At 69.1% G+C, this 20,127-nt stretch carries 22 protein-coding genes and 1 pseudogene; 10 read left to right on the plus strand and 13 right to left on the minus strand.

The genetic code is table 11. The annotated features are described in order from the left end of the window. Positions 1–744 (plus strand): hypothetical protein, encoded by a 744-nt coding sequence (locus WG924_RS22735; RefSeq protein WP_345935342.1) that lies wholly within the window; start codon positions 1–3, stop codon positions 742–744. Positions 745–869: 125 nt separating this feature from the next. Here the strand turns inward: WG924_RS22735 and WG924_RS22740 are convergent. Beyond that, positions 870–1,370: pseudogene (locus tag WG924_RS22740) on the minus strand (LysR family transcriptional regulator); the annotation flags it as partial. Between the two features lie 97 nt (positions 1,371–1,467). Between WG924_RS22740 and WG924_RS22745 the strand changes: the two are divergent. Then, entirely contained in the window at positions 1,468–2,403 is a 936-nt protein-coding gene (locus tag WG924_RS22745; protein ID WP_345935343.1) for an MBL fold metallo-hydrolase, read from the plus strand. Positions 2,404–2,462: 59 nt separating this feature from the next. Here WG924_RS22745 and WG924_RS22750 read toward each other — a convergent pair whose 3' ends face one another. Next, positions 2,463–3,635 carry an MFS transporter gene (locus WG924_RS22750; protein ID WP_345935344.1) on the minus strand — a complete coding sequence of 391 codons (1,173 nt, stop codon included), beginning with the start codon at positions 3,633–3,635 and terminating at the stop codon, positions 2,463–2,465. A gap of 103 nt (positions 3,636–3,738) precedes the next feature. Between WG924_RS22750 and WG924_RS22755 the strand changes: the two genes are divergently transcribed. The 3 genes from WG924_RS22755 to ybaK all read left to right on the plus strand — a co-directional run bounded on the left by WG924_RS22755 (position 3,739) and on the right by ybaK (position 5,844). After that, complete coding sequence (locus WG924_RS22755) at positions 3,739–4,635, plus strand: LysR family transcriptional regulator (protein WP_345935345.1); 897 nt, start codon at positions 3,739–3,741, stop codon at positions 4,633–4,635. Positions 4,636–4,708: 73 nt separating this feature from the next. Beyond that, complete coding sequence (locus WG924_RS22760) at positions 4,709–5,332, plus strand: 2OG-Fe(II) oxygenase (RefSeq protein WP_345935347.1); 624 nt, start codon at positions 4,709–4,711, stop codon at positions 5,330–5,332. Continuing rightward, the gene (gene ybaK, locus WG924_RS22765) at positions 5,332–5,844 is read left to right on the plus strand and encodes a Cys-tRNA(Pro) deacylase (RefSeq protein ID WP_345935348.1); all 513 of its coding nucleotides are present in this window, start codon (positions 5,332–5,334) and stop codon (positions 5,842–5,844) included. Before WG924_RS22760 ends, ybaK begins: the two co-directional genes overlap by 1 nt. 12 nt (positions 5,845–5,856) lie before the next feature. Here ybaK and WG924_RS22770 read toward each other — a convergent pair whose 3' ends face one another. From WG924_RS22770 to WG924_RS22785, 4 genes are all read right to left on the minus strand, one after another. Further along, complete coding sequence (locus WG924_RS22770) at positions 5,857–6,522, minus strand: alpha/beta hydrolase (protein WP_345935349.1); 666 nt, start codon at positions 6,520–6,522, stop codon at positions 5,857–5,859. A gap of 10 nt (positions 6,523–6,532) precedes the next feature. Continuing rightward, positions 6,533–7,639 carry an NAD(P)/FAD-dependent oxidoreductase gene (locus WG924_RS22775; protein ID WP_345935350.1) on the minus strand — a complete coding sequence of 369 codons (1,107 nt, stop codon included), beginning with the start codon at positions 7,637–7,639 and terminating at the stop codon, positions 6,533–6,535. A gap of 250 nt (positions 7,640–7,889) precedes the next feature. Then, the gene (locus WG924_RS22780) at positions 7,890–9,197 is read right to left on the minus strand and encodes a flavin-containing monooxygenase (protein ID WP_345935351.1); all 1,308 of its coding nucleotides are present in this window, start codon (positions 9,195–9,197) and stop codon (positions 7,890–7,892) included. Then, positions 9,194–10,204, minus strand: a complete 1,011-nt coding sequence (locus WG924_RS22785) for an NAD-dependent epimerase/dehydratase family protein (RefSeq protein ID WP_345935352.1) — start codon at positions 10,202–10,204, stop codon at positions 9,194–9,196. Before WG924_RS22785 ends, WG924_RS22780 begins: the two co-directional genes overlap by 4 nt. A gap of 161 nt (positions 10,205–10,365) precedes the next feature. Between WG924_RS22785 and WG924_RS22790 the strand changes: the two genes are divergently transcribed. Further along, positions 10,366–11,007, plus strand: coding sequence for a TetR/AcrR family transcriptional regulator (locus WG924_RS22790; RefSeq protein ID WP_345935353.1), 642 nt, complete (start codon positions 10,366–10,368; stop codon positions 11,005–11,007). A gap of 9 nt (positions 11,008–11,016) precedes the next feature. Here WG924_RS22790 and WG924_RS22795 read toward each other — a convergent pair whose 3' ends face one another. Beyond that, positions 11,017–11,625, minus strand: coding sequence for a TetR/AcrR family transcriptional regulator (locus tag WG924_RS22795; protein ID WP_345935354.1), 609 nt, complete (start codon positions 11,623–11,625; stop codon positions 11,017–11,019). A 150-nt stretch (positions 11,626–11,775) separates the two neighbouring features. On the opposite strand from WG924_RS22795, the gene WG924_RS22800 reads away from it, so the two are divergent. Further along, positions 11,776–12,240 carry an ABA4-like family protein gene (locus tag WG924_RS22800; RefSeq protein WP_345935355.1) on the plus strand — a complete coding sequence of 155 codons (465 nt, stop codon included), beginning with the start codon at positions 11,776–11,778 and terminating at the stop codon, positions 12,238–12,240. Then, a complete protein-coding gene (locus WG924_RS22805; RefSeq protein ID WP_345935356.1) occupies positions 12,237–13,103 on the plus strand; it encodes a hypothetical protein in 867 nt (288 codons plus the stop codon). Before WG924_RS22800 ends, WG924_RS22805 begins: the two co-directional genes overlap by 4 nt. Positions 13,104–13,114: 11 nt before the next feature. On the opposite strand, the gene WG924_RS22810 is transcribed toward WG924_RS22805, so the two are convergent. The 3 genes from WG924_RS22810 to WG924_RS22820 all read right to left on the minus strand — a co-directional run bounded on the left by WG924_RS22810 (position 13,115) and on the right by WG924_RS22820 (position 14,904). Continuing rightward, positions 13,115–13,813: an RES family NAD+ phosphorylase gene (locus WG924_RS22810; RefSeq protein ID WP_345935357.1), complete on the minus strand. Its 699-nt coding sequence runs from the start codon at positions 13,811–13,813 to the stop codon at positions 13,115–13,117. Further along, the gene (locus tag WG924_RS22815; protein WP_345935358.1) at positions 13,810–14,229 is read right to left on the minus strand and encodes an MbcA/ParS/Xre antitoxin family protein; all 420 of its coding nucleotides are present in this window, start codon (positions 14,227–14,229) and stop codon (positions 13,810–13,812) included. Before WG924_RS22815 ends, WG924_RS22810 begins: the two co-directional genes overlap by 4 nt. Before the next feature lie 78 nt (positions 14,230–14,307). After that, positions 14,308–14,904 (minus strand): TetR/AcrR family transcriptional regulator, encoded by a 597-nt coding sequence (locus tag WG924_RS22820; RefSeq protein WP_345935359.1) that lies wholly within the window; start codon positions 14,902–14,904, stop codon positions 14,308–14,310. Positions 14,905–15,105: 201 nt separating this feature from the next. On the opposite strand from WG924_RS22820, the gene WG924_RS22825 reads away from it, so the two are divergent. Next, positions 15,106–16,047 carry an enoyl-CoA hydratase/isomerase family protein gene (locus tag WG924_RS22825; RefSeq protein WP_345935360.1) on the plus strand — a complete coding sequence of 314 codons (942 nt, stop codon included), beginning with the start codon at positions 15,106–15,108 and terminating at the stop codon, positions 16,045–16,047. 4 nt (positions 16,048–16,051) lie between these two features. Beyond that, complete coding sequence (locus WG924_RS22830; RefSeq protein WP_345935361.1) at positions 16,052–17,053, plus strand: alcohol dehydrogenase catalytic domain-containing protein; 1,002 nt, start codon at positions 16,052–16,054, stop codon at positions 17,051–17,053. A gap of 17 nt (positions 17,054–17,070) precedes the next feature. On the opposite strand, the gene WG924_RS22835 is transcribed toward WG924_RS22830, so the two are convergent. The 3 genes from WG924_RS22835 to WG924_RS22845 form a co-directional block, all read right to left on the minus strand. Then, positions 17,071–17,535 carry a GNAT family N-acetyltransferase gene (locus tag WG924_RS22835; RefSeq protein ID WP_345935362.1) on the minus strand — a complete coding sequence of 155 codons (465 nt, stop codon included), beginning with the start codon at positions 17,533–17,535 and terminating at the stop codon, positions 17,071–17,073. Between the two features lie 227 nt (positions 17,536–17,762). Then, the gene (locus WG924_RS22840) at positions 17,763–19,019 is read right to left on the minus strand and encodes a thiolase family protein (RefSeq protein ID WP_345935363.1); all 1,257 of its coding nucleotides are present in this window, start codon (positions 19,017–19,019) and stop codon (positions 17,763–17,765) included. Positions 19,020–19,085: 66 nt separating this feature from the next. Further along, the gene (locus WG924_RS22845; RefSeq protein ID WP_345935364.1) at positions 19,086–20,117 is read right to left on the minus strand and encodes a hypothetical protein; all 1,032 of its coding nucleotides are present in this window, start codon (positions 20,115–20,117) and stop codon (positions 19,086–19,088) included. Positions 20,118–20,127 lie beyond the last annotated feature (10 nt).

Consider the following 20,127-nt stretch of genomic DNA (forward strand, 5'->3'; position numbering starts at 1 on the left):
ATGAGCTACAACGGCGCAATCCTGACCGTGATGGGTGCGGACCTATCTGGAGGCGACTACCCGACCGACGCGGATTTTACCTATCCGGTGCCGACGACGGGTCTCGTCGACGTCTGGACCGCGGACCACGGCCTCACCCTCGACGGGTCGACGGTCTTGTCCTGGCGCAGCCGCGGCCGTCGCCGGCTCGCGATGGCCCCTTCATCCGCGGCCCGACCGACGTGGTCAGCGACGGCCGCGGATGGCGCACCGGGCGTGATATTCGACGGAGCCGATGATGTGCTGATCGCGCCTGTGCTTCCGTCAACCAGCGGCTACGTCGCAGTTGCTGGGCGTATGCCAGTACCCCTGATCCTCGGTACTGCGCAGACATATCTCGGGTCGGAGACCACATCGACCACCCGCCTGCGCCTCGGCTGGGCCGGGTCTGCTGGCGTGGCGGCTATCGGCAATCTGACCTATTCGGATCTCACAACCGGTGGGGGGCTCGGCGCTGGGGCCGCGTTCGTGCTCGGGCTACGATACGGCGGCGGAGCGGCCTATTTGCGGCGTGCGAGTGCAGAAGTCGACAGCGGTGCCTATACCGGCGGCGTCGGGACCGCCCCATTCGCAATCGGCGGCAACAGTACGCTTTCGAGCTACTCGGCGGTCACGATCGCGGCCGTCGCGATCTACAGCGGCACCATTTCGGCCGAGGCTGCGACGGAGATCGATCTCGCGCTTGCCGCCCGTATGGGGGGCTGATAGCCCTCCCCCCACCGTCAAAAAATTTGAAGGCCGGCGCTTCCCAACGTCGGCCTTCAAATTTTTTTGTCCAGAAGGTGTTGCGCGGATGTCTAAAAGCTGGCGCCGCGCAACACCGCCCCGCGATGACGGCTGGCCGGTTCAATGGCGCAGCCGACGGCAAGGTCGATCACGCCGGTATCGATCATCGCCTCGACCTGATGGGTCGGGGCCATCCGGGCATGCAGGCGGATGCCCGGCGCCCGGGTGCTGAGCCGGGCGGTGAGCGCCGGCAGCAGCAGAAGTTCAAGCTCGCTCGTCATGCCGAGCCGGAACACCCGGTGCTCGGTTTCAGGGTTGAAGCGGTCGCGGGTGGCCAGCGCCGCCTGAGCCTGGGCCAGCGCCGCGCGCACAGGGCCTGCCACCGCCAGCGCGCGGGCGGTGGGCTGCATCGCCTGGCCCACCCGCACGAACAGGTCGTCGTCGAGCAGCAGGCGCAGTGTCGACAGCGCATGGCTCATCGCCGGCTGGCCGATCTTCAGCCGCCGCGCCGCCGCGGTGACGCTGCCGGCCTCGACCAGCGCGTCGAAGGCGACCAGCAGATTGAGGTCGAAGCTGCGTAAATTGAAATGGTCGATGGATGTCATGAGCCGTATCGATTTGATTGCTGACCCAGCCATTGATACCTGACGCATCAGCCGCCGCAAGCCCTGCGGGGCGGATCGCTTCAGAAAGATCCTTGTCATGACACGCAGACCGATTGCCATCACGGCCCTGCTGGGCGTGTTCCTGGCCACGGCCCCGGCCATGGCGGATGACCTGCCGGCGCCCTATCGGCTGGATATCGGCCGCATCGCGGTGACGGCGCTGTCGGACGGCACTGTGCCGGTGCCGCTGACCGAAATTATGCATGGCGCGCCCAAAGCCGCGATCGAAGCGGCGCTTGATCGCGCGGGCCAAGCCTCACCCGTGCCGCTTGCGGTCAATGCCTATCTGATCGGGATGCCGGATGGCCGGCTGGTGCTGGTCGATACCGGTACCGGTGATCTGCTGGGGCCGCAACTGGGCCATCTGCCCGAGACATTGGCGGCAGCCGGTCATTCCGTGACCGAGATCGACGATGTGGTGCTGACCCATATCCACGCCGATCATTCCGGCGGCCTCGTCCGCGATGGCGAGGCGGTATTCCCGAACGCGCGCGTGCATGTGGCCAGACGTGACGCCGAATACTGGCTGAGTGCCGAGGCACGGTCCGCCGCACCCGAGGGCGCCCGGGCAAGCTTCGACGAGGCCCTGGCCGCGACGGCACCCTATCGCGCCGAAGGTCGCTTCCAGACCTTCGCCGATGGCGCCGAGCCGGTGCCGGGGCTGGGGTCGATCCTGCGCGCCGGCCATACCCCGGGTCATTCCTCGATCGTGGTCGCCGATGGCGGTGCGCGGCTGGTGATCTGGGGCGACATCACCCATGGCGAGGTGGTGCAGTTCGCCGACCCGGATGTCACGATCGACTTCGATGTCGACCAGCCGCAGGCGCGGACGACGCGGCGGGCGGCGCTGGCCGAGGCGGCGGAGCAGGGCTATCTGGTCGCCGGTGCCCATATCACCTGGCCGGGCATCGGCCGGGTCCGGGAGGGGGCCACGCCCGGCATCGCCTATCACTGGGAGCCGCTCGCCCGCTGACCGGCGCCATCGGCCATCAGCCATCGGCCGCAGACCTCGGCCGCGGCTGATGGCCGGCCTCAGGCCGGCCGGCGCCCGCGCGAGACCTGAAGCGCCAGCAATGCCAGAGCCGTGAAGATCAGCGATGCCACCGGCAGCATGCCCGGACCATAGCTGCCGTGAACCGCGACCCCGGCACTGGACCCGGCCGAGATGCCGACATAGAGCGCCGAGGCGTTGAGCGCCAGCGCCAGCCCGGCGCGGTCGCCGGCCAGATCGACCAGGCGCTTCTGCTGCGGGGCCATGAACGACATCGCGGTGACCGCCCAGACCCCCATCAGCACATAGAGCGGCCACAACCCGCCGGGTACCACCAGCGCCGCGGCAAAGCCGGCGCCAAGGGCGATCAGGGTGATGCGCAGGGTGGCGAAGGCGCCGACCCGGCGCTCGATCCAGGCGCCCAGCGCATTGCCGACCAGCCCGCCGGCGCCATAGATGAACATCGCGGTCGGCACGGCACTGGCCGGCAGGCTGCCATCGGCATTGCCGATGACCGCCGCCATCCATGGACCCAGAAGCGCATAGGTTGCGAACACCGCCGACATCTGCATCAACGGCACCAGCAGCGCCATGCCGAGCTTGCGGTCGGCCAGCATGCGCAACATCATCCGCGCGCCGGTGCGCACGCCACGGGCGGTGCGCGGCACGGTCGCCCAGGCGGCCAATGCCGTGGCCAGGGCGATGCCGCCGATCAGCCACATGACACCGCGCCAGCCCAGGCTGAGCCCCAGCACGCTGCACACCGGGACGCCCACGACCACGGCGGCGGTCATGCCGCCGAACACCAGGGCCAGGGCCGCGCTGCGTTCATGTTCCGACACCAGCGCCGCGCCGGTGGCCGAAACCGTGGGTCCGACCAGGCCGGCCCCCAGCGCCATCACGATCCGCCCCGCGACCAGCACGCCATAATCGGTCGACAGCGCGCAGACCGCACAGCCGGCGAAAACGATCACCAGGCCGGTCATGATCAGCCGCCGCCGGGCATGGGCGCCGAAGAAGATCTGCATCGCCGGCGCCGCCAGCGCATAGGTGATGGCGAAGGCGGTGACCAGCCCGCCCACGGCCGATGCCGGCATGCCAAGCTCCACCGTCAGCGGCACGCTGAGGCCGATCACCGACATCGAGGCGATACCGACCACGAAATAGCCGGCGGCAAGCGCCAGCAGGGTCGGCAGATGGGCGTTGCGGCGCATACGGATGTCCTTGTGAGCGGAAGCGCTGAGGATAGCGGCATTGAAGCTGCATCGCCTGCTGCCATAATTCCAATCGATAGTTCGTATATGAAAGATAACCTGAATGGATTTACCGCGACATGACCTGGGCCTGCTGCTGTCGCTGGATGTGCTGCTGGCCGAATTGAGCGTCACCCGTGCCGCGCGGCGGCTGGGGATCAGCCAGCCGGCGCTGTCGGCGCAACTGGCGCGGTTGCGGGATCTGTTCGACGATCCGCTGCTGGTGCGATCGGGGCGCGGGCTGGTGCCGACCAGCCGGGCCGAGGCGCTGCGCGCGCCGCTGAACCGGCTGCTGGAGGAATTGCAGTCGCTGGTCGCGGCCGAAATGCCCTTCGACCCCACGGCCGGGCCGGTGGCGGCGCGGGTGATCGCGACCGATTATGTCCATGCCACCGCGACCAGCCGGTTGGTGCGGAGCTTTCAGATCCAGGGGCTGGCCGCGCGGGTGGTGATGATGTCGCATGATGCCCAGCGCAGCCGCGGCGATCTGGAGGAGGGGCGCGCCGATCTGATGATTGCATCCGAGGCGCTGCTGCCGATGGGGCTGCGCCATGAGCCGCTGTTTCACGAGGGCTTCGTGGTGGTCCAGCGCAAGGGCCATCCGCGCGGCACGCTGCCCTTCGATCTCGACAGTTTCTGTGCCTGTGACCATGCGCTGGTGGCGCCGGTCGGCGGCACGCTGAAGGGGGTGACCGACGAGGTTCTGGCGGCGCTTGGCCGCAGCCGGCGCATTGCCGCCTTGCTGCCGAGCTTTCTGCAACTGCCGCCGCTGATCGTGATGACCGATCTGATCGCGGTGGCACCGCGCCGGCTGGCCATGGCCCGTGCCGATGACCTGGACATGTTCGCGCCACCGGTCGATCTGCCGGGCTTCACCATCCATCTGGCCTGGCATCCGCGTCGCGACCACGACCCGCGGGTGTCCTGGCTCCGCTCAAGGATGCGGGCGCTCGATTTATGAGCAAGGCGGGCACTGCCCGATCCGGCCCGCCATGGTATATCGGCCTGATCATGCAATGACCGCGGAAGACGACATGTCGCGCAAACACATGCTGCCCCATCTGATCGAGGAGGGTCTTCTGAGCGAGGCGGAGCGTCGGGCATTGTTCGATCTGGTGATGGCCGACCGGGCCGGGTTTGCGTCGGGCGACCTTCGCGGCGGCAAGCGGCACACCGTGAAGCGCGTGGCGCAGATCATGGCTGTGCCGCCACCGTTCCAATCCGTGCTCCGCGAGCGGCTGCTGGCCCGGGTGCCGGGCTGGGCTGCGGCCCTGGGCATGGGGCGGCTTGAGGTGGGCGAGATCGAGCTGCAATGCGCCGCCCATGGCGACGGGGCGTTCTACCGCCCCCATATCGACATCGAGACCGGGGACAAGAGCCGCCCCAGCCGGTGGCGGGCATTGAGCATCGTCTACTATGTCCACGGCCCCGAGTCGGGGTTCACCGGCGGTGCCCTGCGGTTCCATGGCTTCATGTCGGGCGGGGAACGGCCGTTCGTCGATATCGAGCCACGATCGGGGCGGATGGTGATCTTCCCGTCTTTCGCGCCCCATGAGGTGCGGCCGGTCAGTTGCCCCTCGGGCGATGCCGCAGACTGGCGGATGGCGATCAACTGCTGGGTGCAGAGGTGCTGTACCGGCGACGGGCAGGAGGCATGATGGCGAAGACAGGTGGATCGACGGCGCCGACATCGAAGACGACGGCATCGACCCGTGCCACGCAGGCGCTGGCAAAGGCCGGTATCGCCTTCCAGACCGTGAGCTATACCTATGATCCGGGGGCGGAGCGGATCGGGCTTCAGGCGGCCGAGGCGATCGGCGAGCCGCCGGCGCGGGTGCTGAAAACCCTGATGGCCATGGTCGACGGCCGGCCGGTCTGCGTGGTGGTGCCGTCGGATCGCGAGGTCAGCATGAAGAAGCTGGCGGCAACTTTTGGCGGCAAATCGGCGGCGATGATGCGGCCGGCCGATGCCGAGCGCCTGACCGGCTATCATGTCGGCGGGATCAGCCCCTTCGGGCAGAAGAAGCGGGTGCCGGTGGCCATGGAGCAGGCGGCGCTGGCGGAACCCCATGTCTATATCAATGGCGGCCAGCGCGGGCTTCAGGTCAGGCTCGATCCGGCCGACGCGGTCAGGGCGCTGGAGGCGCTGACCGCGTCGCTGACCGGTTGATCCGGCACCCGGTCAGGCGCCGGCAGGCCCCAGATGACGGGTCAGGAAGCGGCCGGCCTCGGCGGCGCCGGCCTGCGAGATGGTGTGAACCAGCCCCGGCTCAAGCCCGGCGGTGACGTCGGCGCCGGCCGCGTGCAGCCGGCGGGCCGCCTGGCGGGTTTCATCGGCCGGCACCACCGGATCGGCCTCGCCATGGATCAGCAGCAGGGGCGTGGGTCCGGGGGTGAGCGGATCGGGCGTCACCAGCCGGCCTGAGAAGGCGATGCCGGCCCCGACCGTCCAGCGCCCAGAGGCGATGGCGTCGAGCAGCATCATCGAGCCTTGCGAGAACCCGACCAGCGCCACCCGGTCGTGTCTGTCGGTGAAGCCATGATCGGCGATGATCGCGGTGATCAGCCGGTCGAAGCCGGCGCGTGCCGCGGCAAGCCGGCGCGCGCGGTCGTCGGGGCTGATCGCGCCGATGCTGAACCACTGGAAGGCCCGCGCGCCGGCGCCGGCCATGTCCGGCGGTATCTGGCCCGGCGGCACCTGATCGAAGGGCTCCGGCGCGTCGGGCGACACGAACACGGCCCCCGGCAGCACCGCCTGCCAGAACCGCCCCAGCGGTTCGAGATCGGCGCCGTTGCTGCCGACCCCATGCAGCATGATGACCAGGGCAGGCTGAGGCGCGTCAGGCACATCAGACACGTCAGGCACCGGGCACCCCCTTGGTGGTGGAGTATTCGAAATGCATCACCTCGCCGGGGCGGCAGATCTCGCGGGCGGCATGCACGGCCGAGGCGGCCTCGGCGAAACCCGACAGAATCAGCTTCAGCTTGTGGGGATAGCGGGCGATGTCGCCGATGGCGAACACGCCGGGCAGGCTGGTGGCCATGGTGGTGGGTTCGGCCGTGATGTGGTGCTGGTCCAGCGCCAGGCCCCATTCCAGGATCGGCCCGAGATTCATCGACAGGCCGAAGAAGGGCAGCAGAATATCGGCATCCAGCCGGCGGACATTGCCGTCCAGATCGGCGACGGTCACGACATCCAGCCGGCCGGCTGCCGGGTCGCCTTCCAGGCCGTGAAGCTGATAGGGCACCACCAGTTCGATCTTGCCCTGGGCCGCCAGCGCATGCAGCTTCGCGACGCTTTCCGGCGCGCCCCGGAATTTGGGCCGGCGATGGATGACCATGATCGCGGCGGCGATATCGGCCAGTTCGATCGCCCAGTCGAGCGCGCTGTCGCCGCCGCCCGCGATCACCACCCGCTTGCCGCGGAAGGCTTCCTTGCGCGCGACCCGATAGAACACCGAGCGCTCTTCATAGTTCTCGATGCCGGTCAGCGGCGGGCGATTGGGGCCGAAGGCGCCGACGCCGGCGCCGATCAGAACCGCTTTCGCCCGGATCTGCGTCGCCTTGTCGGTGCCGACCAGCCAGTCGCCGGTGTCGGTGTCGCGGGCCATCGACACCACCTGCTGGCCCAGATGCCAGACCGGATCGAAGGGGGCGGCCTGGCCCGCCAACTGGTCGATCAGGGCCTGAGCCTCGATCTTCGGCCAGGCGGGGATGTCGTAGATCGGCTTTTCAGGGTACATGGCGCTGCACTGGCCGCCGATATGGGGCAGGGCGTCGATGACATGCGCCTTCAGTTTCAGCATGCCGGCCTCGAACACCGAGAACAGCCCCACGGGCCCGGCGCCGATCACGGCGATATCGGTCTGGTGCTGCCCGCCGGGCGGGGTTGCCGCGATGTCGCCGGCAGCACCGGGGGTGATGCCATAGACGGCGGGATCGAAGGTGGTCGAGGTCGCGGTCATCGGAATCCGAGCATCCGTTTGAGAGTGGGCGGTGACAGAGGCGGTGACAGACAGCAAGTGCCGGCGCGGGCATCACCGGCCAGATGGGGGCGATCTTGGCGTCAGTCCATCCGGCTCGGCAACCAGAATACGCGCTCGTCATCGGTCGTCGGTTCCGGCAGCATGCCGCCCGCCGGGAGGTTTTTCACGTAAAAGTTGATGAATCTTGTCGATTATCTATCGTGACATGCAAATCAGCCCGCCGATGCCGTCATGTCCCCGCCCGGCCGCGGCGCCGATCGGCCGCCATCTGCCGGATATAGGTTTTGAAATCCACCTCCAGCGCATAGCGGGCGGTGTCGAGATAGCTGCGGCGCTGCCGGTTATGGTGGCGGGCGATCTCGCGCAATTGTGTGGCGCGGTCGGGCAGGCGGATGTCGCCGGCCAGCATGGCGGCCAGCCAGCGGGCCTGATGTTCGACCAGCGGAATGGTCGGGCCGATCGGCTGAACCAGCCCGGCGAAGATCAGCCCCGGATGGTCGGGCGACAGCATCCGGCGGTACAGGCTGATCGGCTGGTCGGGATCGAACAGGGTCTTGTCCAGGAACGGCATGGTGGTCTTGTAGCCGGTGGCATGGATGATGGCATCGATCCGCTGCCGGCTGCCATCGACGAAGCAGACGCCGTCGCCGTCGAGGCGGGCGATATCGGGGCGGGGCGTGATCCAGCCATGGCCGATATAGGGCAGCAGCTCCTGGCTGAGCGTGGCATGTTCCCGCCACATCGGGTGCGCCGGGCGCGGCAGGCCGAACCGGCGCTGGTCGCCCACCCCCAGCCGGATCAGCCGGGCCATGATCATCCGGGTGATGCGGGTGGGCAGGTGCAGGCGCCGGCTGATGGTGGCGGACCAGCGGTCGACCGGTATGCCCATCAGATATTTGGGCATGATCCAGGCGCTGCGTCGGGTGGAGATGGTGACGCTGCGGGCCCGTCGGCACAGATCGACCGCGATATCCACCGCCGAATTGCCCAGGCCCACCACCAGCACGTCCCGATCCTGGAACGGATCGGCGGTGCGATAATGATGGGCGTGGATCTGGGTGCCGTCGAACCGGCCCTGAAAATCCGGCCAGCGCGGATCCCACAGATGACCATTGGCGACGATGACGGTGGCATAGGCGGGGCTGCGGCCATCGGACAGGCGCACCTGCCACCGACCGCCGGCGGCCGGGGTCACGGCCTCGACACGGGTCCGGAAGGTGATGTGGCGGCGGATGTCGAAACGGTCGGCATAGTCTTCCAGATAGGCCAGGAACTGCGCATGCGACAGAAAGTCGGGCAGGTCGCGTGGGATCGGGACATCGGAATAGCCGAGATTGTCGCGGCTGGTGTCGATATGCAGGCTGGCATAGGCCGAGGACAGGCCGTTGTCGTTCTGATACCGCCACATGCCGCCGATATCCGAGCCCGCCTCGAAACAATCGAAGCCGATGCCGCGCTGTTTCAACGCCTTGGCCACCGCCACGCCCGATGATCCGCCGCCGATGATGCAGACCGGAGCCGTTGCCGGGTTGGTCATGACAATGTCTCCGCCAGGAAATCGGCGATGACCGCCTCGATATCGGCATCGGCGCCAAGGCCCAGCCGGCTGGCATCGGCCGAGACGAAGCCCATGGGCCAGCCACGGATGATCCGGTCGAGCGCCGGGTCGGGGGCGATGCTGATCCGGCCGGGGGCCTGAGCGGTGCCGTCGGCTGCGCTGTGCCGGCGGACGGCCGCGATCATCTGGCCGATGGTGACGGTGAGCGAGGGCAGGTTCATCGCCCGGCCCGGGGGCAGGACGGCTTCATCCAGATCATGCAAGGCGATGAGGGCGGCGGCGACCGCGCCGGCCGACGCCACCGGAATCGCGACATCGGCGGCCAGCGGCGCGACGACATCGCGGCCACAGAGCGGTTCACGCAGGATGGCGGCGATGCGATCTGACACAGCGGGGTTGGCGGAAACGGCAGGGCTGGCGGCGCCTGGCCGGGTCAGCACGATCGGCAGGCGCAGCGACCGGCCGTCGATCCGGCCCAGGCGGCTGTCATCGGCCAGCATCAGCTCGGCGATCGCCTTCAGGCTGCCATAGGTGGTGGCGGGACAGGGGCGGATGGTGTCGTCGACCACCGCCGGCAGTCTGCCGCCGAACACGGCGATCGAACTGGCGAACACGATCCGGGGGCGGTTCGGGGCCAGATCGATCAACCGGCGCAGCGGTGCCACATTGACCGCCCAGGCCGCCCGCGGGTCGCGTTCGGCATCCAGCGTCAGGCTGGCCGCCAGATGAAAGATGCTGTCGAAGCCCTGCCGACCCAGATCATCGGCCACCGCCGGATCGGCGATGTCGGCGGCGATGGTGTCGACAGGGCAGGTACCGGCCGCGGCATCGGGCATCGCCACGGCGACGCGGTCCATCAGGCACAGCCGGGTGATCGGCTGTGGCGCGCCGCCGCCGGATGGTTGCAGCCGGCCGGCGCGCAACAGCGCATCGGTGAGCCGTCGGCCCAGAAAGCCGCCGGCGCCGGTGATCAGAACGCTGACCATGGGATATCGATCTCCTCCCGAGAGGGCATTCCGCCATCTTTTCTATGTCGTTATGAAACATACTACCCAGTAGGATGTTTATCGGCAACAGGCATCGGGCGCTGGCATGGGTGCCGGCCATCGACTACCATGGCGCCGGCATGGTGCAGGGGAGCAGAGGTGTGGCGCGACAGAAATCCAGGGGCGAGGCGATGGACCCGCAGGCCCGCAAGGTGGAGATACTGAACAGTGCCGCCCGATGCTTCATGGAAAAGGGCTATCACGCCACCAGCATCGACGATGTCGCGCGGGCGCTGGGCTGCACCAAGGGCTTCATCTATCACTATTACGCCTCGAAGACCGATCTGTTCTTCGATGTTCATCGCGAGGGCATGGACCGGCTGTTCGCGGCGGTGATGCCGGCGACCCAGGCGGTCGGTGGGCCGCTGGCGGTGCTGATCGCGATGCTGACCGCCCATGCCCGGGCGATGATGGACCATCACGCCTTTGAAACCGTGGTCGCCCAGGGCGTGCAGATCCACCGTTTCGGCGCCACCACCCCCGACCAGCGCCGCACTCTGGACGAACTGATCGCCAGCCGCGACCGGTTCGAGGATCTGTTCAAGGACCAGGCGCATGCGGCCCGTGCCGTCGGCCAGATCGTGGCCGACGACATCTCGATCGCGGTCAAGATGATGCTGGGCGCCTTGCAGTGGTCGATCTTCTGGTATCGGCCGGAAGCGGATGACGGCCCGGATGCCCGCGACCGGCTGGCCGCACGGATGGTGACCACGATCATCGACGGGGTGCGGGCGCGGAACTGACCGGGCCGGTCACCCGGTGGCGGCGTCCAGGCCACGGATGAAGGCGTCGAGCGCGCGCGCCACCATCACGTCCGGGTCGCCTTGCAGCTCTGGATCGGGGCAGAGCTTGCCTTCCAGCATCAGGCTGGCATAGCCATGGGTGAGCGACCAGATGGTCGCGACCCGGAAGCTCAGCTCCTCGGGCGTTGCCGGACCCAGCGCGGTCACCGCCTGCACCAGCGTGTCATAGGCGCGGGTGCTGGCCACATCGAGCGCCGGGGTTGGATCGCTGAAGCTGTCGCGATCGAACATCAGCCGGAACATGGCGCGGTTCGCGGCGGCAAAGCGCAGATAGGCCCGGCCCATCGCCGACAGGGCGGCAGCGGGATCGGCCGCGCCGGCGCGGGCATCGTCCAGCGCCCGGGCGAACTCGTCGAAACCATCGGCGGCGCAATCGCCGAAGAAAGCGTGCAGCGAGGCGAAGTGATGGCCGGGGGCTGCATGCGAGACCCCGGCGCGGCGCGCGGCCGCGCGCAGGCTGATGGCGCGCGGGCCGCCTTCCTCCAGCAAGGCCCGGCCGGCGGCGATCAGGGCTGCCTTCAGATCACCATGATGATAGCGCGCGGGTATGTCTGCCATGCGTGTGATCCCTCAGTGACCGGCCTTGAACGGCCGGGACCATGCGGCGGCAAGGGTGGTCTTGTCATTGACAAGATGCAAGCCGCGGCACAATCTTGTCAGTGACAAGATAAACTGTGACGGGGCGTCACGGATGGGGGGAGAGTGAGGATGGCGATTGCGGATGTGATGCAGCCGGCGGTGCTGTTCGGCCATGCCGGCACGCTGGCGATGATCGGCTGGTTGAGCCTGATCGCCGGTATTGCCCTCCGGCGGCCCTGGCTGCGTGACCGGGTGGCGGGGCTTGGGGTGCCGGTGGCGCTGTCGCTGGTCTATACCGCGATCATCGCCGGCCATTGGGTCGGATCGGAAGGCGGCTTCGACAGCCTGGATCAGGTGGCGGCGCTGTTCCGGTCCGACTGGCTGCTGCTGGCGGGCTGGGTGCATTACCTGGCCTATGACCTGTTCATCGGTGCCTGGATCGCGCGGGATGCAGACCGGCGCGGGCTGCCCCGGCTGCTGCTGGTGCCGGTTCTGCCGCTGGCCTTCCTGTTCGGGCCGGGCGGGCTGGTGCTGTGGATGCTGATCCGTCTGTCGGCGCCGCAATGGCACGGCAATGTGGCGGCGCGGTCATGAGCGACATGATCATGGCCGGGCAGGGCGCGCCCCCGGCCATGGCATGGCCGCGGCGGCTGATGGCCACTGCCGCCGACGGCAATGCCGGTCTGGCCTGGCTGGGGCTGTTCATGGTGTTGGCGATGCTGCCGACGGCGCTGGCGGCGCTGGTCGACACCCGCCAGATCGACAGCATCGCCATCTGGATCAAGCCGCTGAAATTTCAGGCGTCGGTGGGGCTGCATCTGCTGTCGACAGCCTGGATGGCCTGTCTGTTGCCGCTGGCGGTGCGGCATGGGCGGCGCATGCGCGGGCTTGCCGGCATCATCATCGCGACCGCGCTGTTCGAGGTGGCCTGGATCGCGTTTCAGGCCGCGCGTGGCCGCGCCTCGCATTTCAACGCCGACAGCGCCCTGGAGGCTGTGATGTTCACGGCGATGGGCGTGGGCGCCCTGGCGCTGGTGGCGGCCAGCGCCGTGGTAGGGCTTCTGATCCTGCGCCATGGCGATGGCGGCCATAGCGATGGTCGCCGGCTGCTGGTGACCGGCGCCGGGCTGGGCCTGCTGCTGGGCGGGGTGCTGGCCGGGATCACCGGCATGGCGATCGCCGGCAATGGTGGCCATTGGGTGGGGGGCATGGCCGATGATGCCGGCGGCCTGCCGGTTTTCGGCTGGTCGCGGAGCGGCGGCGATCTGAGGGTGGCGCATTTCATCGGGCTGCATCTGACCCAGGCCCTGCCGCTGGCGGCGCTGGTTCTGGGGCGCCTGCTGTCGCCGCGCCCGGCGCGGGCGGTGCTGTATGGCGTGGCGGCGCTGGGCGTGCTGGCGACCGTGCTGGCGCTGATCCAGGCGCAGGCCGGATTGCCGCTCTGGCCGGCGGGGTGACCGGCGCAGGATCAGGTCAACAGACGCTTTTCATAGACCAGGCTGATCCGCCGCCCGTCCCAGACATAGCAGAGATGGGCGCCCTGGCGGACATTGCCCAGCACCGGCGGCCGGAACACCGCCGCGCATTCGCCGCCGGGGTGGCGGACACTGTCATAGGCGATGCCATCGGCACCCTGGCGGCGCAGCCCGGCGGCCAACGCCTGTCCGGCGCTGTAATCGCTGTGGTGATAGACGGCGGCATGGCTGTGGCCAAGACCGCGCAGATCGTGAAGCCTGCCCGCCAGATCGACCAGATAGACCCGCATGTCCAGCTCCATCGCCGGCTCGGCGGTGGCGGCCATGAAGCGGGCGCGGTGATGGCTGGTCTCGGCGATCGCGGTCTCAAGCGCGCGGGCGGCATAGAAGGCGCCGATGCTGCCATCGGCGAACCGGCTGCCCGCCGGGTTGGGATGGGTGAAGGCGGCCATGATCACGCTCGATCCCGGCCCGCTGACCCGGTCGGCCGGGGCGACCAGGGCGATGTCGCCGGCCTCGTCGCGCAGGCGCGGATTGGTCATCGCCTCGATCGCGAACACCGCCTCCAGATCGGCGGGGTCGGCGATGCGTTCGAACAGGTGTATCGGGGGAAACCGGCTGGGGATGATCCGATAGGCCGGCAGCCACGCCACCGCCACCACCGGCGGCGCTGCCGCATCGGTACCGCTCATGCCCAGCCGCCGCGCTGGGCATCCAGATACTGGCGCACCGCCAACAGGTCGGCGACATTGCCCGACAGCATCCGCGCCAGGGCCGGCCTGCCGCCGAACGGCGCCGCCTGATTTGGGCGCCGCACCCAGGTGTCGGCGGCGGTCGGGTCGGGCAGCAGGATCTGCAAGGCCTTGTAGATGCCCAGGATATAGCTGATCCGCTCGATCGTGTCGCGCGACAGCCGCACGCCCGCGCCCTGGGTCTGCCGCCACTTGAAATAGGTCGACCGCGCGGGCGCACCCAGCAGGATGATCTGCTCATCCGTGGTCAACTGCCACAGCCCGGCGATCCGGAAAAAGCTCCGCAAGGCCGGGCCGGACAGGTCGGCGGTGGTCCCGACCGGTTGAGGCTGGATGGATCGTGCGGTGGCGGTCATCGGCGGCGATCTCTCAAATCGGACATTTATAGAAATCTAGTCCGCATATGGACAATCTGCAAGGCCCCGCTGTGCGCGTCATTGATGCGCCCGCCCGCGCAGCAGCGCGACCATCTCGCGGCCGATCCGGGCGGGGGTTTTGTGGCCGGGGCCGGGGCGGTACCAGGTGCGGGCCCAGTTGAGCATGCCGAGCAGGCCCAGGCGGAGCATGCGGCGGTCGACATCCGGGGCCAGGGGCAGGGCGTCGACCAGGCCGGCAAATTTGCGTTCATAGGCGTCGCGCTGGGCGATCAGGCTGGCCGATGCCTGGGCGAGCTTGGTGGAATATTCAGGGGTGACCACCGAGGCGAAACCGCTATCGGCCAGCAGGGCTTCCATATGGCCGGCGGCGGCGGCTTCCAGCCGGTCCCACGGGTCGTCGATGCCGGCGATCGCCGCTTCGACCGCGTCGGTGATCTGGCGCATGCCTTCGTCATGCACCGCCACGAACAGGTCTTCCTTGGACGGGAAATGATAATAGACCGAGCCCGGCAGCATGCCGACGGCGCTGGCGATGTCGCGCATCGAGGTCGCCTCATAGCCCTGGCTTGCGAACAGATGCGCCGCCGCCTGCAACAGCTTGTCGCGCCGGTTGTTCTGCCGCTGGGCGTCGGCGGTGTCGGTATCGCTTGCCATGCCATCCCTCGCCACAGCCTTGGTCTCCTGATGGTTCGAACCGGTGTGCGGGTTCAAACACGGCTTGAACCTGTGCGGGCCTTCTGTATAGGGCGCCGGCCGCCACGGAGCAAGACGGCCGGCGGGCGGTGATCGCCCGATACTCCGGCCGGTCACGGCCTGATAGACTAGGGGGAAAGCCCATAGAGGAGATGCCCCCCGATGACAGCCGAAACCGCCACCGGCCCTGATGCCGGTTCCGTCACCGCCGCGGACGACGCGGGCCTGCCGCTGATCGAGATCGACCGGCCCGCGCGCGGCGTGGCATTGGTGCGGATCGATCCGGGGCCTGAGGGGCTGATGGATGCCGCCGCGGCCGATGCGCTGGCCGGTGCCGTCGCCGCCCTGGATGGCGATGCCGCCGTGCGGGCGGTGGTGCTGACCGGGGCGGTGGCCGGCATGTTCGTGCGCCATTACAGCCTGATCGAACTGGCCGCGACCGCCGGCAAGGTCGCGGCATCGGGCCGGCGGTTCAACGATCTGTCGCGGCCGGTGAAGCCCGCGCCGTTCAATGCCTGCCTCGATCGTATCCAGGCGAGTTCAAAGCCGTGGATCGCGGCGCTGAATGGCTGGGCGATGGGCGGCGGGTTCGAACTGGCGCTGGCCTGCGATCTGCGGATCGGCCTGGATGGCCCGTGGAAATTCGGCCTGCCGGAAGTCCGTGCCGGCCTGCTGCCCGGCGGTGGCGGCACCCAGCGCCTGACCCGGCTGCTGGGCGAGGCGCGCGCGCTCGATTTCGTGCTGCGTGGCCGCATCGTCTCTCCGGCCGAGGCCGAGCGGCTGGGCCTGCTGTCGGCGCTGGTGCCCGCGGGCGGCGATGTCGTGGCGGCGGCCGTGGCCCTGGCCGCAGATCTGGCCGCCCTGCCGGGCCTGGGTGTGGCCCATGCCAAACGGCTGGTGCGCACGGCGCTGGACGGCACGCTGGAGCAGGGGCTTGGCGCCGAGCGCACCTTGTTCGTCGACACGCTGACCGATGCCGACACCCGGGCCGTGATCGGCCGGATGGCGGCCGAAGCCGATGGCCGGATCGACGATGCGGCGCTGACCGCCGCTGCGGCCGACATCGACCTTGCGCCGCAATCGGCCGCCCCTGAAGGAGAGTGAGCCCATGCCCCGTATCGAGGTGACCGGCATCGGCCGGATCGAGGACGTCGTCAGGATCGCCGATGTCGACTACACCGCCGTGCCGGAGGCCGGCAAGGTGAGGCTGCGGCTGATCGCGGCGCCGATCAACCCGGCCGATCTGCTGACCATCGACGGCCGCTATGGCGTGATCCCGCCGCCGCCCTTCACCCCCGGATCCGAGGCCACCGCCCGCGTGGTGGCGGTGGGCGAGGGCGTCGACGGGCTGGCGGTGGGCGACGCGGTGCTGATCATGCCCGGTGGCGGCTTGTGGGCCGATCCGCTGGAACTGCCGGCCCGCCATGTGATCAGGCTGCCCGAGGGGGTCGATGCCGAACAGGCGGCGATGCTGAAGGGCACGCTGGCGACCGCCCGGCTGCTGGTTGAAGAGAGCGGCCTTGGCGCCGGCGACTGGCTGGTGCAGAACGCCGCCAATTCGGCCGTCGGCACGTCGGTCGCCCGGGTGGCGAAGCGGGCGGGCATCCGCACCCTGGGCATCGTGCGCGGCGAGGCGGCGGCCGAGGTGGCGCGCGCGGCCGGCCATGACGCGGTGCTGGTGCTGGCCAATGCCGGCGCCGATGCCGCCGGGCTGAAGGCGGCGGCCATGCCCATCCTGGGTGAGGCTGGCGCCCGGCACGCGCTGGATGCCGTGGGCGGCGGCGCCGGCGGCGCGTTGACCGGCCTGCTGGCGCCGGGCAGCCGGCTGGTGAATTACGGCCTGCTGTCGGGCAAGCCGCTGGAGGTACCGGCCGAGGCGCTGGTGTTCGGCGGGGTGACGGTGACCGGCTTCTGGCTGCTGACCTGGTTCCGGTCGCGCAGCCCGGCCGATGCCTTCGCCCTGTTCAACCGGCTGCTGAGCGATATGGCCGAGCATGGCCCGGTGCTCGATCTGGCGATCGAGGCGCGTTATCCGATCGCACAAGGGGTGGAGGCGCTGCTGCATGCGGCGCGCGAGGGCCGGTCGGGCAAGGTGCTGCTGACCGCGTGACGCTCTGATACCGGATGTCAGAGCGTCAGCTTGTAGCCGAGATGGCTGGCGGTGAAGCCCAGCCGGTCATAGAAACGATGGGCGTCCGTGCGGCTGCGGTCGGTGGTGAGCTGCACCAGCGCGCAGCCGCGGGCGCGGCAGGTCTCGATCGCCCAGCGGATCAGGGCCTCGCCCAGCCCGGTGCCGCGCGCCGATGCCGCCACGCGCACGCCCTCAACCTGGCCGCGCGTCTGGCCCATGCGCGACAGGCCGGGGATGATCGTGATCTGAAGCGTGCCGACCACGGTGCCGCCGCGTTCGGCCACGGCCTGGATCTGGTTGCCATCGGCCATCATCGCATCGAAGGCGCGGAGATAGGCTTTGGCCGGCGGCATGCCGGCATCCTCGCGCGCACGGCCCAGCACATCATCGGCCAGAAGCGCGATGATCGCCGGCAGGTCATCGGTGGTGGCGGGGCGGATGACGAAATCGGAGGACGGCATGGCGGCACCTGTGCGGGTTGGGGACGCTGACAGGCGATCCAAGCCCGGGTCTGCCCGGTGGCGCAAGCCGGAGATGCCGGTTCGTGATGAAAGAATCCGCGCAGAAAAAGCGGGGCAGCCCAAGGGGGACCGAAGGGCTGCCCCGTCAGATGGCCGCTGCTGCCAGGGACTGTGTGCGAGCGCGGCTGTAAAGCTGTGGACCTGTGGGCGATGGAGGCGGCGGCGGCTCAGGCGTCGGCGCGGGTGAGGATGGCAACCGCGCAGGCGGCTTCATCGAAACCCACCACACCGCCGCCGTTTTCGGCCAGGGCCACACGGGCATTCGCCACCTGCCGGTCGCCGGCTTCGTGGCGCAGTTGTGCCGCCAGTTCCGACACCATCGACAGGCCGGTGGCACCGACCGGATGACCCTTCGACACCAGACCGCCCGAGGTGTTGACCGGCAGCCGGCCACCCAGCCGGGTCTCGCCCGCCTCGATAAAGCGGCCGCTGGTGCCGGGTTCGCAGAAGCCCAGCATTTCCAGTTGATAAAGCTCGCAGAACGCGGTGGCGTCGTGCAGCTCCACCACATCGATATCGGCGGGGGTGAGGCCGGCGCGGGCATAGGCCTTCTGCGCCGCCACCGAACTCAGGCCCGGCTCGTCGAGGTCGCGATATTTGCCACCCGACATGGCGAGCCCGGCGATGCGGATGGCACGCGCCCGCACCGCTTCGGGCTGGCCGTCGAGATAATCTTTCGAGCAGACCAGCGCGCCGGCGGCGCCATCGCCGATCGGCGCGCACATCGACCGGGTGAGCGGGAAGCTGACCGGCCGGTCGGCCAGAACCTCGTCGGGCGACACCTCGAAACGGTACTGCGCCTTGGGGTTCATGCTGCCATGCCAATGGTTCTTCGACGCGGCGATCGCGATCTGCCGCTGCGTCGTGCCCCATCTGGCCATGTGATAGCAGGCCTGCATGGCATAGGTGTCCATGAACACCGTGCGGTCGGGGCCCATATCGAACGGCTTGTTGGCCTTCTGGCCGGCGGCGGCGTAATAGGCCTGCCATTCCTGCGGGTCGATCTGGTCGATGCCACCTTCAAAGATCTCGGCGGTGCGCGCGGCGTCGCCGGGCACGAAGGTCTTCTCGACCCCCATCGCCATGGAGAGGTCAACCTCGCCCGACGCCACGTCCTTGAAGGCGCCGGACAAGGCCATCATCGCCGAGGCGCAGCCGCCCTCGACATTGATCATCGGCACCCGTTCGGGGAACAGGCCATCCTGGACCAGCGGCGTGAAACACACCTGACCGCGGATATTGCGCTGGCCCCAACTGCCCATGCCGCAATTGCTGAACCAGCCGGTTTCGATCCCGGCGCCGGTCTCGAGCCCCGCATCGGCGAGCAGGCCCAGATAGGCTTCACGGGTGAGGCCCTTGAAGCTGGCATCGGGCTTCTTGCCGAAGGCGGTGGAGAAGGCGCCGATGATATAGACGTCGCGCATGACCGGCGGCTCCTGCGGGGGATGACGGCATGATGCCGTCTCGTTGGACAGTAACTTACCAATGGGTCATTTGTTGATCAAGCGTCGGAGCAGGGCCGGGGTGAAATGGATCGGATCGAGGAAGCCGGGGCGGCTGAGATCGTCGATCAGGCGATCGTCATCGACCGCCGCGCCAAGGTCGGTCAGGGCGACGGTGCCGCTGCGGGCAAGTCCGGACAGGTGATCGTGCCAGCGCCTGAATGCCGATCCATGGCCGGTGGCGGTGAGCGCGGCGCGTTGCACCGGATGAACCGGGGGCAGCAGCACGGCCACCGCGATGCCGCGCGCCCGTGCCACTGTCAGAACGGCATCCAGTGCAGCCATGTCCTCGGCATCCGGCAGCGCGGCGGCATCGGTCTGGCGCAGCCGTGCGGCCGGCGCCCCGGCCGCGTCCGTGCGGACGGCATCCCAGCCGCGCGCGGCGGCGGCGGCCGCGATCGACCGGCCGCGATCACCGCCCGAGCGGTTGCCGCGCGACAGGGCGCAGTCATCGGGCGAGACCAGGGCGTTGAGGCTGGCGAGGGTTGCATCTGGATGCAGCAACGCCCGCATCCAGATGGCGCCCGGCCCGGCGGGCGGTGTGGCGCCGGCGCGCCGGTCGATCCCGGCGAACATGGCATAATCCAGCCCCAGGATCAGCCGCTGCGGCGCATCGGCCCGATCGACCAGCGGGATCAGCCAGCGGGCGAGTTCGGCCATCCGCGCCCCGGCCAGACCGACGATGCGGGCCGTGCGGCCATCGGCGAGCTGGTCCAGCAGCGCCTGATCGATGCCGACCGCCACACGCGATGTGCCGGCCACCAGCACGGCCGGCGGATCCAGGCGGACCGGCAGGGTCGCGGCCACCCAGATATCGCCGCGCGGGCCTTCCGCACACAGGATCGGCGCATCCGGCCAGCGGGCATGCACGGCGCCGGTCGGATCGACCAGCGCGTTCAGGGCGGCGATGGCCACGGCCCCCGCCAGCGCGGTGGCGATGACGATACGCCAGAAACGCTGCCAGGCAGCCTCTGCTGGTCCGGACTCTGCCGCGGCCTGTTTGTCGGCGGATGACGGCAAGACCGGCCCC

The organism is Tistrella arctica, from assembly GCF_039630945.1.
Taxonomy (GTDB): Bacteria; Pseudomonadota; Alphaproteobacteria; order Tistrellales; family Tistrellaceae; genus Tistrella; species Tistrella bauzanensis.